Origin of the sequence: Rathayibacter sp. VKM Ac-2804 (assembly GCF_009866655.1) — a bacterium.
Lineage (GTDB): Bacteria > Actinomycetota > Actinomycetes > Actinomycetales > Microbacteriaceae > Rathayibacter.
In genome coordinates, this window is sequence record NZ_CP047420.1 from 2,924,709 (window position 1) to 2,938,010 (window position 13,302).

Here is a 13,302-nt window from a genome sequence, read left to right on the forward strand (position 1 = left end):
GGGGCCGGAGCGTCAGACGGCACGGTCCGCCTCCTCGGCCGCGGTGCCGCGGGCGGCGGTGACGAGACGGGCGGCGAGCGGACCGACGGCGGCGAGACCGTCGAGGTCGATCCCCGTGCGCTTCACCTCGGTGCCGACCCTCGCCGCGAACCAGGCGCCGAGCCGCTCGGCGCTGACCTCGGCGGGCGCGAGGACCTCGACGGCGCCGCGGGCCTCGAGCGCCTCCGCCCGCAACCGCTGCTCCTGGCGGCGGTGCGAGCGCGGCACGATCAGGGCCGGCACCGTGGTGCTCATCACCTCGCAGACGGTGTTGTAGCCGCCCATGCTCACCACGGCGGAGGCCCGGCGCAGCAGCGCGAGCGCGTCCCGGACCGAGCGGACCACCGTGGTCGCGGGGCCGGCGGCGGCGCGGATCGCCCGCCGGTGCTCGGCCGGCATCTGCGGTCCGGTGACGACGACGTGTCGGTAGCCGACCGGCACCTCCGCCGCGACCGCCGCCTCGGCGATCGCCCGGCCGTCCGAGCCGCCGCCGACGGTGGTGAGGACGAAGGGCTCCTCGACCACGGAGTGACCGGCGCCGAGCCGGCCGTTCGCGAGGAAGCCGGTGTGCGCGACGAGGTCGTGCAGCCCACGCGGGATCTCGCCGGTGGCCGCCGGGTCGTGCACGGTCGGGTCGCCGTAGACCCAGACGGCGTCGTACAGCTCGCGGACGGCACCGGCCCCGCCGATCGCCTTCCACTCGGCCGAGGTCGCGGAGCGGCGGTCGAGCACGTCGCGCAGTCCGAGCACGACGACCGCGGCGGGATTCGCAGAGCGGACGGCGCGCAGCGCGGGCTCGAGCTCGCCGTGCACGCCGAACGCGTGCCGGTCGACGATCACCAGGTCGGGGGCGAAGGCGGCGAGACCGGCGCGGACGACGTCGCCGCGCAGGCTCGTCAGGGTGCGCAGCTCGACGTCGAGGTGGCGCGAGCGGTAGCCCTGCTCGCCGGTGGTGACGCCGGGGAGCGCGAGCCAGTCCCAGCCGTCGGGCGCGGCGAACGCGGTGGCGGAGGACTGACCCGTCACCAGCAGGCCGGTCACCTCCTCACCGAGCAGCTCGGGCAGCGCGCTGTTCAGGGCGTGCGCGAGAGCGACGTTGCGCCGCACGTGGCCGAGCCCCACCGAGTCGTGCGAGTACAGGGCGATGCGGATGACCATGTCGTTCCCCTCGAAGGCGATGAGCGCGGCCCGGTGGCCGCGGCGGATCCTCGACCCGTGCTCACAGCCTCCCGACGGGGCGTAAGCCGGGTGTGAGACGAAGATGAGAGCCGTCTCATCTGCGGCCGTCGATCCCCTCGGGTCCCTCGTCCCCCTCGGCTCCCTCAACTCGCTCGGGAAGAGAAGCGGCCGCCCTCGCGTTGCACGCTGCATGCCTTCGACGAGCAGCACTGTCACCGCCCCCTCCCGCGCCTCGATCGACACCACCGAGTCGGCTCGCGCCGGCTGGGAGTCGTGGCTCGCGCGCCGCGCCGAGCGGGTCACCGGCCCGCGCGGCGACCTGGCCCTGGTCGAGACCCGCTGGCTCGAGCCGGGCGAGAGCGTCGACGACGAGGCCGCCCTGGCCGGCTACGGGCCGACCGCGACCCTCACGCGCATGCGCCGTGCGAGCCTGGACACCGGTGAGGAGGAGTACGGCTACCGCGTCTGGGACGCGGCCTCCGAGGGCATCCGCTCGTTCGACGCGATCGAGACCTTCCCCTTCGACGCCGCCTGGGTGCTCGAGGCCTGGTTCGAGCCGGTCGACGACGCGCGCACCATCCCGTTCGAGCACCTGCGCGACAACGGGGCGACGCGCGACCTCGTCGTGCCCGGCGACATCACCTTCTCGCTCGTCGACGACGGGCGGGCGCACGAGTACACGGTCGCCGCGTTCGACGACGGCGGCACGCTGCTCGTCCCGTTCGGCGACCCGACCAACCGCAGCGACGACCCGGAGCTGAAGAGCTATCCGGTCGGTCGGTTCCTCGTGGTGCAGCGCCTGGGCGGAGCAGCGGACGCCGGTACGCCCGGCCCGGTGCTGCTGGACTTCAACCGCGCCTACATCCCGCCGTGCGGGTTCTCGCCGCACTACAACTGCCCGCTGCCGCCCGCGCAGAACCGCCTCGGCGTCGCGGTGACCGCCGGCGAGCGCCGGGTGCTGCGCGCGGCGTAGATCGCCGAAGGGTCAGCTCGGCGCGAGCAGGCGGTCGAGGGCCTCGGGAAGGTGCCGCAGCACCGAGACGTGGCCGTCGGCCGGGTGCTCGCGCAGCTCGGCGCTCGGGAGCAGCGCCCGGAGCCGTCGCGCGTGCTGCGGGGGGATCACCCGGTCCCGGCCGCCCTGGACGAGCACGACCGGGCAGCGGATCGCCGCGAGGTCCACTCCCCACGGCGCGGCGAGGGCGACATCGTCGTCGATCAGGCCGCCGTCGCCCCACTGCTCCGAGCGCGCGACGTCCTCGCCGAGGGCCGCCCACTCCCCCTCGAGGGCCGCGTAGTCGGCAGCCACGAACGACTCGGGGTCGAACTCGTCGGTCTCGGCGAAGCGGGCGCGCGCCTCGCGGCCGTCGCGGGCCGCGGCGAGACCGCCCGGAGCGGCCATGCCGTCGAACCAGGCGGGGTCGCCGTCGTACGGCGCGGGTGAGGCGAGGACGGCGACCCCGTCGACCCGGTCGGGGAGCAGTGCGGCGCAGGCCAGGGCGTGCGGTCCGCCGCCCGAGGCACCCGCGGTGAGGATCCGGTCGAGGCCCAGCGCGTCGAGCACGGCGCGGACGTCCTCCGCCGCGGAGGCGACGTCGCGGCCGGGCCGCGCGCTCGAGCCGCCGTAGCCGGGGCGGCCGTAGGAGACGAGCCGGAGTCCGCGGGCGCGGGCGGCCTCGAGCACCGGCGCGAGCAGGGCGCCGGTCTGCGGGGAGCCGTGCTGCCAGAGCACCGGCCGTCCCTCGTCGCCGCTGTCGTGGGCGACGAGCAGCCGCCCCTCGGCGGTCGCGACCTCGGTGGTCTGCACCACGTCCTGCTCCTCTCCCCCGCGGACCGCGGTCCGCGGATCGTCGTTCCGGACCGCTCAGCCGCCGGTCAGCGCCGTGCGTCGCGCCACGAGCTCGTCGAGAAGGACGCGCTCGTCGAGGGCGGCCCCTCGTCCGCCGCGGCCGGCGAGCTGCTGCTGGCGCACGTGCGCGAGCCGGGTCGCGGAGCGGAGGAAGCCGCGCATCGCCCGCGGCCGGTCGCCGCCCGCCACCCGTGCCCAGCGCAGCGCGGTGCGGCGGCCCTCGGCGGTGCCGATCATCCGCACCTCGGTCGGCGAGAGCCAGCCGGCCGCCGCGTAGTCGCCGAGGCGCTCGAGGGTGACCCGCCGCTCCTGCCTGCGCAGCAGCACGACGACCACCACGGCGACCACGAACAGCGGCACCTGCACCACGCCGTAGAAGCCGAACCAGTCGGACACCAGGAAGGACGAGCCGTTCCAGAGGGCGTGCAGGAACGCGGCGAGCGCGAGGCCGAGGAGGGCGACCGGCAGCCGCGCGGCCGGCGGTCGGTTCATCGCGAAGCCCAGCGCCGCGCCGAAGCAGGCGGTGAAGAGCACGTGCGCGAACGGCGAGAGCACCCCGCGGAGGAAGAAGGTGACGGCGAGCGAGCCGAGCCCGCCCTCCACCAGCGCGCTGCCGAAGTAGAGGATGTTCTCGACGAAGGCGAAGCCGGAGGCGACGACCGCCGCGTAGACGATGCCGTCGACCGGTCCGTCGAAGCTGCGGCGCCAGATCAGCAGGATCAGCAGGACGCCGAGGCCCTTCGCCGACTCCTCGACGATCGGCGCCTGGATCACGGCGCCGACGAAGTCCGACTCGCTCGGCTGCGCCCCGGTGGCGTAGACCGCGATCTGCACACCGAGATCGACCAGGAGCGCGATCGCGACGGAGCCGGCCGCTCCCCAGAGGAACGCGAACCAGAGGCCGAGCGGCGCCTCGGGCTCCCAGCGGTCGACCCAGCGGACACCGGCCAGCACGACGAGCAGCGGCACCAGTGCGACGACCGCGCAGATGCCGGCGGCGGTCGCACCGAGCCCGGAAACGACGTAGGCGAGGACGAGCAGGAGCAGGACGCCCAGCAGTGCGACGCCGATCGCACCCAGCACCGTCGGGACGATCGAGGGTCGGGCGGGGGCCGGCGGCGGGTAGGCGCTCATGGGGTCCGAGAGTAGGGCACCGGCGGCCGCGCGGTCCGGCGGTTGACAGGGGGCCCCGGCCGGGCCGTGTCCGATTCCCGCGATCCTCCGGCCCCGGGGCGTGCCAGTCTCGGAGCATGGTCGAGGATCCGCTGTTCGAGGAGCGCTACCGCGCGGTCGCCTCGCGCGACTCCCGCTTCGACGGCCGCTTCATCACCGGCGTGCACTCGACCGGCATCTACTGCCGCCCGAGCTGCCCCGCCGCGACGCCCCGTCCGGCGAACGTGCGCTTCTACCCGACCGCGGCCGCCGCGCACGAGGCGGGGCTGCGCGCCTGCAAGCGCTGCCTGCCCGACGCGGTGCCCGGATCGCCGGAGTGGAACCTGCGCGACGACACCGCGGCGCGGGCGATGCGGCTGATCGGCGACGGCGTGGTCGACCGCGAGGGCGTCGAGGGGCTGGCCGGGCGCCTCGGCTACGGCGCTCGCCAGCTCGGGCGGATCCTGCGGGTCGAGCTGGGCGCTCCGCCGCTCGCCCTCGCCCGGGCCCAGCGCGCGCAGACCGCCCGGCTGCTGCTCACCGGCACGGAGCTCCCGGTATCCGAGGTGGCGTTCGCCGCGGGGTTCGCGAGCATCCGGCAGTTCAACGCGACGATCCAGGAGGTGTACGAGCGCAGTCCGAGCGCGCTGCGGGCGTCGGCGCGGGGCGGGCGGTCCGAGGCGGCCGTGCACGCGGGGGCGACCGTGCTCGCGCTGCGGCTCGCCGTCCGGGCGCCGTTCGATCCGGGGGTGCTCGCCGCGCTCGGGGCCGACGCGCTGCCGGGACTGGAGGAGGCGGGGCCGGGGCGGTACTCCCGCTCGCTCGCACTTCCCGGCGGCCCGGCGGTCGTGCGGCTCGAGCAGGACGGCGAGGCGATCCGCTGCACCGCGATCCTGGTCTCGGTGGCGGATGTCGGCCCCCTGGTCGCCCGGGTGCGCCGGCTGCTCGACCTCGACGCCGACTCCGCGGCGATCGACGAGGCGCTGGGTGCGGATCCGGTGCTGGCGCCGCTCGTCGCCGCGACGCCGGGAATCCGCCTGCCCGGCTCCGTCGATCCGGCCGAGACCCTGCTCCGCCCGCTGATCGGGCGCGGCGCCACGGCGGCCGCCGCGCGTGCGGCGCTGACCCGGCTGGTGGCGGCGCTCGGCGAGCCGCTGCCCGCTGCCCTCGCGACCGGCGGCGTCACCCGCGCCTTCCCGTCACCCGCGGCGATCGCGGAGAGCGGTGCGGACGTCCTGCCCGGCCCCGCCGGCCGGGTCGGGACTGTGCGCCGGATCGCGACCCTCCTCGCGGACGGGACGCTGCGCCTGGATGCGGGCCCGCCCCGCGAGGACCTCGTCGAGCGGCTGCTCGCCGTCGACGGCATCGACCCGGCGACGGCCGGCGCCGTCGCGGCGCGGATCACCGGCGACCCGGACGTGCTGCCGGCCGGCGACCGCGCCGTACGCACCGGCGCCGCCGCGCTCGGCCTCCCCTCGACCCCCCGAGCCCTCGCCGAGACGTCCCGCCCCTGGGCCCCCTGGCGCAGCTACGCCGCCCGGCACCTCGCCGCACACTCACCGCGAGATGCCACTTGAGTACGCGACACGCCGCGAGAAGTGAGCACAAGTGGCATCTCGCGGAGGGAGAGGGGGCGGGCTACTCGGCGGGGGGCTCGATGATCGGGAGGGACGCCGTCATCGCCTCGATGCCGGAGAGCCGGGCCGGCGAGATGAGCCGCAGCACCTCCTCGCGCGACATCAGGCCCGCCTCGACGACGAGGTCGGCGACGTTGCGGCCGGTGGCGAGCGCCGCCTTCGCGAGGGCCGCCGAGGCGGTGTAGCCGATGCTCGGGGTCAGCGCGGTCACCACTCCCACTGAGGAGGCCACCATCGCCTCCAGGCGGTCGATGTTGGCGGTGATGCCGTCGATGCAGTTGATCCGGAGAGTGAGGCAGGCCTGCGTCATCCAGGTGATGCTCTGCAGGAGCGAGTGCGCGATGACCGGCTCGAACGCGTTCAGCTGCAGCTGACCGGCCTCGGCCGCCATGGTGACGGTGACGTCCGCGCCGGCGACCGAGTACGCGACCTGGTTCACCACCTCGGGGATCACCGGGTTCACCTTGCCGGGCATGATGCTCGAGCCCGCCTGGCGCGGCGGGAGGTTGATCTCGCCGAAACCGGCCTGCGGACCCGAGGAGAGCAGGCGCAGGTCGTTGCAGATCTTCGACAGCTTGATCGCCGAGCGCTTCAGCGCGCTCGAGAACGACATGAAGACGCCGGTGTCGCTGGTGGCCTCGACGAGGTCCTGCGCCATCTCGAGGTCGAGGTCGGTGAGCTCGTTGAGGTGGCGGACGGCGGCGGCGCCGTAGCGCGGATCGGCGGTGATGCCGGTGCCGATCGCCGTCGCGCCGATGTTGACCTCGGCGAGCAGCCAGATCGTCTCGGAGAGGCGCGCGTGATCCTCGCCGAGGGTGGTGGCGAAGCCGTGGAACTCCTGGCCGAGGGTCATCGGCACGGCGTCCTGCAGCTGGGTGCGCCCGACCTTGAGCACGCTGCCGAACTCGACCGCCTTCCGCGAGAACGAGGCCTGGAGCAGCGCGAGCTCGTCGAGCAGGCGCCGCAGCGACCAGGTCATCGCGATCTTGATCGACGTGGGGTAGACGTCGTTCGTCGACTGGCTGCGGTTCACGTCGTCGAGCGGGTGCAGGAAGGCGTAGTCGCCCTTGGGCCGCCCGGCGATCTCGAGGGCGACGTTCGCGACGACCTCGTTCGCGTTCATGTTCGTGGAGGTGCCCGCGCCGCCCTGGATCACGCCGACCACGAACTGGTCGTGGAACTCGCCGTCGATGATGCGGCGGCAGGCCTGCTCGATCAGCTCGGCCTTCGCCGGGGCGAGGCTGCCGATCTCGGTGTTGGCCCGGGCCGCGGCGAGCTTGACGGTCGCGAGGGCGCGGACGAGATCGGGGTAGATCGAGATCGGGCGCTTGGAGATCGGGAAGTTGTCCAGTGCACGCGCGGTGTGGATGCCCCAGTAGGCGTCGGCCGGGATGTCGAGCGGACCGAGCGAATCGGTCTCGGTGCGGGTGGCGGCGTCCACGGGGGGTCCTTCCGGCGGGGCCTGCGGGCCGGTGCTCTGCGGGCCGGTGCTCTCGGGGTCGATGCTCTCGGGGAGGGTGGTCGAGGCGGATGTCACGTCAGCTCCGTCGCTGTCGTCGTGCGGCCCCGAAGGGTGCAGGGGGTCCGCGAACTGCGCCGCCAGCCTACGCCGGGGCCTCGTTCCGCCGGGTCGAGGGCGTTCGGCCCGCCCGCGGACTCACCGCCGGCCGGGCGGAACGGCGGCGGCGGCGCGGAGAGACGGGCGTGCCACTGATCAGGCCACCTCCACCGAAGCGGCCGTCGAAGGACCGCGACGGCCACGGTGGCCCTTCTTCTCGCTCTCACGAGCGGCGCGACGGGGCCACTCTGGCAGCATCACCTCGAGATCGGATGCCCCATGCTCGCCCTGCTCCTCGTCCTCGCGCTCCTCGCCGCCGTCGCGGTTCCGCTCGCGCTCGCGGTCCGTCGGGACGGGTACTCCCCCGTCGCGTTCGACCGCGCCTACGACAGCCGGGGCGGCGGCGCCTGAGACGGCGCCACCATCCCGCCGCGCCCGCGCTCAGTCGACGCGGTCCGGCTCCGGAATGCTCGGCGCCGCCTGCAGCCCGCCGCTCAGCGCGTAGCGCTCCTCGGGAGAGAGGACGAGGCGCTTCCGGCCCCAGACCGCGAAGCCGATCAGGATGATCACGTAGACCACGGCGATGGCGATGATCGCCGGCTGGAACGCGTCGTTGAAGAGGAAGCCGAGGAAGATCAGCACGTTGATCAGCGCCGCGATCACCGCTCCGGGGACGCCCCACGGGCTGCGGTAGGGGCGGCTCGCGTTCGGGAACCGGCGGCGCAGCAGCACGAACGACACCATCTGCATGAAGTAGGCGACGACCGCACCCCAGACCGCGATGTTCAGCACGATCGCGCCCGCGACGGCGCCGACGTTGTCCGGGTCGAGCCGGCTGAGCACGTCGACCACGACGAGCGCGACGAAGCCGATCGCGGCCCCCACGGTCAGCGCGATCCACGGCGTCTGGCGCTTGCCGGTGAGCGAGAAGACCCGCGGGTAGTAGCCGGCCCTCGAGAGCGAGTACATGTTGCGCCCGTAGGCGAACATGATGCCCTGCAGCGAGGCGAGCAGCCCGATCAGGGCGAAGAGCGCCAGCACGGCCGCCACACCGTCGCCGACCATCGCGCGGAAGCCGTCGAGCAGGGGCTCGGGCGACTCGCCCATCACCTCGGAGCCGATCAGCGCCGTGTTGAGGAAGAGGACGAGCAGGCCGGTCACGATCAGGGTGCCGCGGGCCCAGAAGCCGGCGCGGGGGATGTCGCGGACCGGGTCGTGCGCCTCCTCGGCCGCGAGCGGCAGCTCCTCGATCCCGAGGAAGAACCACATGGCGAACGGCAGAGCGAAGAGGATCGGCAGGACGCCGTGCGGGAGGAAATCGCTCTGACCGGCGTCCGGCGCGATGTTCCACAGGCTCGACCAGTCGAGCGCCGGCGAGAGCAGAGCCATCACGGAGAAGGCCAGGAGGATCGCGATGGACACGATCGAGACGACGATCGCGAAGCGGAACGAGATCGCCGCGCCCGCCGAGTTCAGCGCGACGAAGACGATGTAGAGGACCAGCCACCAGATCCACATCGCGCCGGAGAGGTCGAAGCCGAGCAGTTCGCTCGTCACCCCGTTCGCGTACTGCGCCGAGAAGAAGACGACCACGGCGGTGGTGGCCACGTACTCGATGGTCTCGGCCAATCCCGTGACCAGGCCGCCCCACGGCCCCATCGCCGAGCGGGCGAAGGAGTAGGCGCCGCCGGTGTGCGGCATGGCGGCGGACATCTCGCCGATCGAGAAGATCAGGCCGTAGTACATCACCACGAGGACGGCGAAGGCGATCAGCATCCCGCCGAAGCCGGCGAAGGCGATGCCGAAGTTCCAGCCGGAGAAGTCGCCGGAGATGACGGCGGCGACCGCCAGCCCCCACAGGCCCCAGACGCCGGCGGAGCGGCGCAGGGTGCGCTTCTCGAAGTAGCCGGCCTCGGCCTCGCGATAGGTCACCCCCGCGGTGCTGGTGACGTTCGCGGAGTCGGGTCCGGACGCCGTCGGGCGCCGCGCACCCTTGCTCGTCGGAGTCTGCTTCGTCTGCTCTGCCATCGGGTCTCCTCGGCTCGGGTGGTCCGAGCATAGGGACCTCAATGGACGCTGGGAAGACCGATGGCGTTACGACGGTGTGAACGGCGCGATCCGAGGGGTCCGATCAGCAGCGCGCATCCTGCGCCGCCAACACTGACGTCACTCCGTCGGCGACAGCGGCTGTGCTTCAATGGACCTCGATCCGACCAAGCGGCCTCGTCCGGCCACCCGGCGGAGTGACCCCCGGAGGCATCCCATGGCACCTGTCAGCGCCGAGAGCAGTGCCGCCGATCGACGCCGTGCCGCCGACCCCGCCCCCGTGCGGGGCATGCTCACCCTCGAGCGACTCGACGCGCTCATCGAGGCGGGCGAGATCGACACGGTGATCGTCGCCTTCACCGACATGCAGGGCCGGCTCGTCGGCAAGCGCATCTCGGCGCGGCTGTTCCAGGACGACGTCGCCGCGCACGGCGCCGAGTGCTGCAACTACCTGCTCGCCGTGGACGTCGAGATGAACACCGTCGCCGGCTACGCGATCTCGAGCTGGGAGCGCGGCTACGGCGACATGAAGATGATCCCGGACCTCTCGACGCTGCGTCTCGCGCCGTGGCTTCCGGGGACCGCGCTGGTGACGGCCGACCTCACCTGGCTCGACGACTCTCCGGTCGGCGAGGCGCCGCGGCAGATCCTCCGCGCGCAGCTGGACCGCCTCACCGAGCGCGGCCTCGAGGCGTTCGTCGCCACCGAGCTCGAGTTCATCGTGTTCGACGACTCCTACCGCGAGGCGTTCGCGAAGGGCTACCGCGGCCTCACTCCGGCCAGTGACTACAACATCGACTACGCGCTGCTCGCCTCGACCCGGATGGAGCCGCTGATGCGGGACATCCGGGTGTCGATGGAGGGCGCCGGCCTGTACTGCGAGGGCATCAAGGGAGAGTGCAACCTCGGCCAGCAGGAGATCGGCTTCCGCTACGACGCCGCCCTCGTCACCTGCGACAACCACTCGATCTACAAGTCGGGGGCGAAGGAGATCGCCGACAAGCACGGCAAGAGCCTGACCTTCATGGCCAAGTTCAACGAGCGCGAGGGCAACTCCTGCCACATCCACCTCTCGCTCCGCGGCACGGACGGCACGCCCGTCTTCGCCGAAGCGGAGAGCGAGCACGGGATGTCGCCGCTGTTCCGGCACTACCTGGCCGGCCAGCTCGCCGCGATGCGCGAGTTCACCCTCTTCTTCGCGCCGAACATCAACTCGTACAAGCGCTACGTCGACGGGTCGTTCGCGCCGACCGCCGTCGCCTGGGGTCTCGACAACCGCACCTGCGCCCTGCGCGTCGTCGGCCACGGCGCCGGGATGCGCGTCGAGAACCGGGTGCCGGGCGGCGACGTCAACCAGTACCTGGCCGTCGCCGCGCTCGTCGCCGCCGGGCTGCACGGCATCGAGAACGAGCTGGAGCTCGAGGACGTCTGCACCGGCAACGCCTACGGCTCGGGAGCGCCGCGCGTCCCGACGACGCTGCGCGAGGCCGCCGACCTGTTCGAGTCCTCCGCCCTGGCGAGGGCCGCCTTCGGCGACGAGGTCGTCGACCACTACGTGAACAACGCCCGGGTGGAGCTCGCCGCCTACGACGCCGCCGTCACCGACTGGGAGAGGGTGCGCGGCTTTGAGCGGCTCTGACCTGCGGACGGACTCCGAGCAGGGTCCCGTCGCCCCGCGTCCGATCATCGGGCTCACCACCTACCGCGAGCGCGCCGTCTCCGGCGTCTGGGACGTCGAGGCGTCCTTCCTGCCCGCGAACTACATCGACTCGGTGACGCGGGCCGGCGGCGTGGCGCTGCTCCTGCCGCCGCAGCCCGCCTCGGCGGAGACCGCTCGCGCCGTCGTCGAGCGCCTCGACGGGCTGATCGTCTGCGGCGGCAAGGACATCGACCCCGCCCGCTACGGCCAGGAGGCGCACCCGGAGACCGACGCGCCCCGCCCCGAGCGCGACGCGTGGGAGGACCACCTGATGACCGCCGCGCTCGAGGCCGACCTGCCGTTCCTCGGCATCTGCCGCGGCGCGCAGCTGCTCAACGTCTCGCTCGGCGGCACCCTGCACCAGCACCTGCCCGACGTCGTCGGCGACCGCCGCTACCAGGCGGGCGGCGGAGTGTTCTCGCACGTCGACGTCGCGGTCGAGCCGGAGTCGCGCCTGCGCGGACTGCTCGGCGAGGACGCCGTCGTCGCGCAGGTGTACCACCACCAGGCGGTCGACCGGGTCGCCGACGGCCTCGAGGTCGCCGCGCGGACCGCCGACGGCACCATCGAGGCGCTCGAGCTGCCCGGACGCCGCTTCGCGCTCGGCGTGCAGTGGCACCCGGAGGAGGACACCGCCGACACCCGCCTCTTCACCGGCCTGGTGGCCGCCGCGCTCGCGCACCGCTCGAGCACCGGCACGGCAGAAGGCTCCTCCCTCAGAACCCCGAAGGACGCACTCCGATGACCCCGCCGACGACGACGCCGACCCCGCCGACGACGACGCAGACCCTCGTCGACCCCTCGACGGGCGCCGCCTTCGACGAGGTCGCCCTCGCCGACCTCGCGACCGTCGACGCCGCGATCGAGCGCGCGGCCGTGGCGCAGCACGGCTGGGCGGCGCTGGCCCCGCCCGACCGGGCCCGCGCCCTCCGCCGCTTCGCCGCCGCCGTGGACGGCGCGATCGAGGAGCTGGCGCGGCTCGAGACCCGGAACTCCGGTCACCCGATCACGCAGTCGCGCTGGGAGGCGGGGCACGTCCGCGACGTCCTCGAGTACTCCTCCGCCGCTCCGGAGCGCCTGCTCGGCGCGCAGATCCCGGTCGCGGGCGGGCTCGACGTGACGCTGCACGAGCCGCTCGGCGTCGTCGGGATCATCACGCCGTGGAACTTCCCGATGACGATCGCCTCGTGGGGCTTCGCACCGGCGCTCGCCGCGGGCAACGCCGTCGTGCTGAAGCCGGCCGAGTGGACGCCGCTGACGAGCCTCCGCCTCGCCGAGCTGGCCCTCGCGTCCGGACTGCCGGAGGGGCTCTTCCAGGTGCTGCCCGGCCGGGGCGACGTCGTCGGCGAGCGCTTCGTGACCCATCCGCTGATCCGCAAGGTCGTCTTCACGGGATCGACCCGCGTCGGCAAGCGGGTGATGGCGGGCTGCGCCGACCAGGTGAAGCGGGTCACGCTGGAGCTCGGCGGCAAGAGCGCGAACATCGTCTTCGCCGACTCCGACCTGGAGCGCGCCGCGAGCACCGCCCCGTACGGGGTCTTCGAGAACGCCGGTCAGGACTGCTGCGCCCGCAGCCGGATCCTGGTCGAGCGGCGCGTCCTCGACCGCTTCCTCGAGCTGCTCGAGCCGGCCGTCCAGGGCGTCGTCGTCGGCGACCCTCGGGACGAGGGGACCGAGATGGGCCCGCTGGTCTCCGCCGCGCACCACGAGCGCGTCGACGCGTTCGTCCCGGAGGGGGCGCCCGTCGCGTTCCGAGGCTCGGCCCCGGCCGGCCCGGGCTTCTGGTTCCCGCCGACCGTGCTGCTGCCGGCGAGCGGCGACCCGGTCTGGCGCGAGGAGGTCTTCGGCCCGGTGGTCTCCGTGCTCCCCTTCGAGGACGAGGCCGACGCGATCCGCCTCGCCAACGACACCGACTACGGCCTCTCCGGCTCGATCTGGACCCGCGACCTCGGCCGCGCGCTGCGGATGTCGCGGGCGGTCGAGGCCGGGAACCTGTCGGTCAACTCGCACTCCTCGGTCCGCTACTCGACGCCGTTCGGCGGCTTCAAGCAGTCCGGGCTCGGCCGTGAGCTCGGACCCGACGCGGCGCTCGGCTTCACCGAGACCAAGAACGTCTTCTTCGCGGCCGACTGACCCGGCCCCGCCC

11 protein-coding genes are annotated in these 13,302 nt (G+C 73.7%); 6 read left to right on the forward strand and 5 right to left on the reverse strand.

Annotated elements, in window-relative coordinates:
• Positions 1-12 precede the first annotated feature (12 nt).
• The gene (locus GTU73_RS13750) at positions 13-1,197 is read right to left on the reverse strand and encodes a glycosyltransferase (protein WP_160090303.1); all 1,185 of its coding nucleotides are present in this window, start codon (positions 1,195-1,197) and stop codon (positions 13-15) included.
• Between the two features lie 211 nt (positions 1,198-1,408).
• On the opposite strand from GTU73_RS13750, the gene GTU73_RS13755 reads away from it, so the two are divergent.
• A complete protein-coding gene (locus GTU73_RS13755) occupies positions 1,409-2,191 on the forward strand; it encodes a DUF1684 domain-containing protein (protein WP_160090304.1) in 783 nt (260 codons plus the stop codon).
• A 12-nt stretch (positions 2,192-2,203) separates the two neighbouring features.
• Here the strand turns inward: GTU73_RS13755 and GTU73_RS13760 are convergent, their stop codons facing one another.
• The gene (locus GTU73_RS13760; RefSeq protein WP_244231640.1) at positions 2,204-3,025 is read right to left on the reverse strand and encodes an alpha/beta fold hydrolase; all 822 of its coding nucleotides are present in this window, start codon (positions 3,023-3,025) and stop codon (positions 2,204-2,206) included.
• Positions 3,026-3,079: 54 nt separating this feature from the next.
• The gene (locus GTU73_RS13765; RefSeq protein WP_160090305.1) at positions 3,080-4,198 is read right to left on the reverse strand and encodes a PrsW family intramembrane metalloprotease; all 1,119 of its coding nucleotides are present in this window, start codon (positions 4,196-4,198) and stop codon (positions 3,080-3,082) included.
• A 116-nt stretch (positions 4,199-4,314) separates the two neighbouring features.
• Here GTU73_RS13765 and GTU73_RS13770 point away from each other — a divergent pair, with 116 nt between their 5' ends.
• Positions 4,315-5,793 (forward strand): Ada metal-binding domain-containing protein, encoded by a 1,479-nt coding sequence (locus GTU73_RS13770; RefSeq protein ID WP_160090306.1) that lies wholly within the window; start codon positions 4,315-4,317, stop codon positions 5,791-5,793.
• Positions 5,794-5,854: 61 nt separating this feature from the next.
• Here the strand turns inward: GTU73_RS13770 and GTU73_RS13775 are convergent, their stop codons facing one another.
• Positions 5,855-7,294 (reverse strand): aspartate ammonia-lyase, encoded by a 1,440-nt coding sequence (locus GTU73_RS13775; RefSeq protein WP_208543808.1) that lies wholly within the window; start codon positions 7,292-7,294, stop codon positions 5,855-5,857.
• Positions 7,295-7,690: 396 nt separating this feature from the next.
• Between GTU73_RS13775 and GTU73_RS19510 the strand changes: the two genes are divergently transcribed.
• Positions 7,691-7,822 carry a hypothetical protein gene (locus GTU73_RS19510; protein WP_279392003.1) on the forward strand — a complete coding sequence of 44 codons (132 nt, stop codon included), beginning with the start codon at positions 7,691-7,693 and terminating at the stop codon, positions 7,820-7,822.
• Between the two features lie 30 nt (positions 7,823-7,852).
• On the opposite strand, the gene GTU73_RS13780 is transcribed toward GTU73_RS19510, so the two are convergent.
• Complete coding sequence (locus GTU73_RS13780) at positions 7,853-9,439, reverse strand: amino acid permease (protein ID WP_160090307.1); 1,587 nt, start codon at positions 9,437-9,439, stop codon at positions 7,853-7,855.
• A gap of 307 nt (positions 9,440-9,746) precedes the next feature.
• Here GTU73_RS13780 and GTU73_RS13785 point away from each other — a divergent pair, with 307 nt between their 5' ends.
• From GTU73_RS13785 to GTU73_RS13795, 3 genes are read left to right on the forward strand one after another with little or no spacing between them, the layout of a single operon-like run.
• The gene (locus tag GTU73_RS13785) at positions 9,747-11,096 is read left to right on the forward strand and encodes a glutamine synthetase family protein (protein ID WP_160091384.1); all 1,350 of its coding nucleotides are present in this window, start codon (positions 9,747-9,749) and stop codon (positions 11,094-11,096) included.
• Complete coding sequence (locus GTU73_RS13790; protein WP_244231641.1) at positions 11,083-11,901, forward strand: gamma-glutamyl-gamma-aminobutyrate hydrolase family protein; 819 nt, start codon at positions 11,083-11,085, stop codon at positions 11,899-11,901. The genes GTU73_RS13785 and GTU73_RS13790 overlap by 14 nt, the downstream gene beginning before the upstream one ends.
• Positions 11,898-13,289 carry an aldehyde dehydrogenase family protein gene (locus tag GTU73_RS13795; RefSeq protein ID WP_160090308.1) on the forward strand — a complete coding sequence of 464 codons (1,392 nt, stop codon included), beginning with the start codon at positions 11,898-11,900 and terminating at the stop codon, positions 13,287-13,289. The genes GTU73_RS13790 and GTU73_RS13795 overlap by 4 nt, the downstream gene beginning before the upstream one ends.
• The last annotated feature ends 13 nt before the right edge of the window (positions 13,290-13,302 follow it).